Raw genomic sequence first — 2,066 nt, 5'->3', positions numbered from 1 at the left:
GCAGTGGTGGGGAGCCGCGGCGTGAGCGTGCTGCCTCGGTGCCGTTGGCGGCGGTGGGAGTGGCTGCCGCGGCTCCCCACCACTGCGCAGCACCCCCAGCATCTCCCGCAACTCGGTCAGCGCCTGCCGCCCCATGTCCCCCACCAGCGCGGCGTTCCTGACCGCCTTCTCGGGATCCTTCCGCGCCACTGCCTGCAGCGCGGCCGCATGCACGACCATCAGGCTCACCCGGTGCGCGACCACGTCGTGCATCTCCCGAGCGATCCGCGTCCGCTCCTCGTTCCGGGCCCACTCGGCCCGCTCCTCCGCACGCTCCGCGAGCAGCTGAAGCTCCCGCTCCAGACTGTCCGCCCGCTCCCGCAGGCTCTCCATCAGCCGCCGCCGCGCCCCCACGTACAGACCCAGCAGCACCGGGGGCGCCGTGAAGCCCAGCGACATCGTCACGGCGGCGAAGGGAACGAACCAGTCCCCCAGGTCCAGATCCCCCCGCGACACGTCCTGCCGCGTCTTCACGAACGTCACGATCAACGTCCCCACCAGCGACATCCCCGCCAGCGAGGCGATGATCCGCCGGGGCATCTCGGCTGCGGCCAGCGTGTACAGGCCGACCACGCCCATCAGGAAACCCATCTCGGCCGGCGTGATGGCGATCGAGACCAGCACGACGGCGATCGGCCACCGCCGCCGCACGAGCAGCACGGAACCGGCCAGCAGGCCGAAAACGACCCCCGCGGCAACCGGGACCCCCGCGTCCCTGGCGAACGGAATTCCCTCCAGCCCGCACTCCAGCGCGGACACCACGGCCAGGCTCACATCGAACACGGCACTACGCCGCCTGGCCCACCACCACGGCCCTCCCCGGGCCGTCACATGGTCTTCCCCCGTCGCGGTCATGCCTCCCAGCCTACGGGCGGCCTGCGCCGGTTTTCCGGCGAGTTTCCCGCACTGGCCCAGACCACACTCCGTGACCGTTCGGCTGCGATACGGCCCGATATCCCTCGAACTGCTGAATCGCTCACCGTTCGACCCCGGAATCCTCCATTCCGCCCGGACGGTATGCGTATGACACATGCCCCAGGCAAATACGCCGACTTCGAGGGACTACGGGAGAGGGCGGTGGCGCTGCGACGCGCAGGGCTGAGCCGACGCCAGATCCGCGACCGACTGCACGTCGACAACAACGACATCCTCAACCGCCTGCTGGAGGGCGAGCCGCCGCCGGAATGGACGAAACGCCCGAACGCGAAGGACGACCTACGCGAACGGGCCAGGGAGCTCCGACTCCAGGGCTGGACGTACGACCAGATCCAGGTGGAGCTGGGGTGCTCGAAGAGTTCGATCTCGCTGTGGGTACGGGATCTGCCGAAGCCAGAGCGCCGCGACCCAACGGAGCAAGCAAAGTTGGCAGCGCGGAAACGCTGGGAGCACGAGCTGGCGATCCGGGATGAGGAGCGGCAGCGAACCAAGGAAGCCGCAGCGAAGGAGATGGGCGAGTTGTCGGCGCGCGACCTGTTCATGGCCGGCGTGGCTCTGTACTGGGCCGAGGGCTCCAAGGACAAACCCTACGACCGTCGGGAGAATGTCCTCTTCGTCAACAGCGACCCCGGGGTGATCCGGCTCTACCTTGCTTGGCTGAACCTGCTTGGTGTCGAGCGGGACCGTCTGCGATATCGCGTAATGATCCACATGACAGCAGACGTCGAGGGCGCCGAGTGCTACTGGGCCAACTTGGTGGGCATTGACGTCTCCACGCTCCAAAAGACGACGATCAAGAAGCACAACCCGAAGACCGTCCGCAAGAACGTGGGCGAGAGCTATCGGGGCTGTCTCGTCATCCGCGTCAGCCAAGGCGCCGAGTTGTACCGTCGAATCGAGGGCTGGTGGCATGGAATGGTCTCCGGGATCACCGCATCCGTCTCCTCAGGTAAGGTCTGATGCAGCCATCCGCCATGGGGTAACTGGTAGCCCGCGGGCCTTTGAAGCCCTGTAGTGCTGGTTCGAATCCAGCTGGCGGAGCTGCACGGTGTGGGGCCTGACAGGAATGCCAGGCCCCACACCGTGCAGCT

At 67.4% G+C, this 2,066-nt stretch carries 2 protein-coding genes and 1 tRNA gene; 2 read left to right on the top strand and 1 reads right to left on the bottom strand.

Annotation, left to right across the window (positions count from 1 at the left end; all coding sequences use genetic code 11):
- Positions 1-894, bottom strand: an 894-nt coding sequence (locus tag CCL05_RS41805; protein ID WP_244204597.1) for a sensor histidine kinase, incomplete at its 3' end; no start/stop codon positions are given.
- Positions 895-1,062: 168 nt separating this feature from the next.
- On the opposite strand from CCL05_RS41805, the gene CCL05_RS41800 reads away from it, so the two are divergent.
- Both CCL05_RS41800 and CCL05_RS41795 read left to right on the top strand, forming a co-directional pair.
- Complete coding sequence (locus CCL05_RS41800; RefSeq protein ID WP_086565768.1) at positions 1,063-1,935, top strand: hypothetical protein; 873 nt, start codon at positions 1,063-1,065, stop codon at positions 1,933-1,935.
- An 8-nt stretch (positions 1,936-1,943) separates the two neighbouring features.
- Positions 1,944-2,016 (top strand) — tRNA-Gln (locus CCL05_RS41795).
- The last annotated feature ends 50 nt before the right edge of the window (positions 2,017-2,066 follow it).

The sequence above is a fragment of the Streptomyces africanus genome (assembly GCF_002150735.1).
GTDB classification, from domain to species: Bacteria; Actinomycetota; Actinomycetes; order Streptomycetales; family Streptomycetaceae; genus Streptomyces; species Streptomyces africanus.
This window is presented reverse-complemented; position numbering and strand designations above follow the sequence as displayed.

Excerpts from the sequence above, each read along its gene's own strand:
- CCL05_RS41800 (WP_086565768.1), top strand. The coding sequence starts at position 1,063 with ATGACACATGCCCCAGGCAAATACGCCGACTTCGAGGGACTACGGGAG.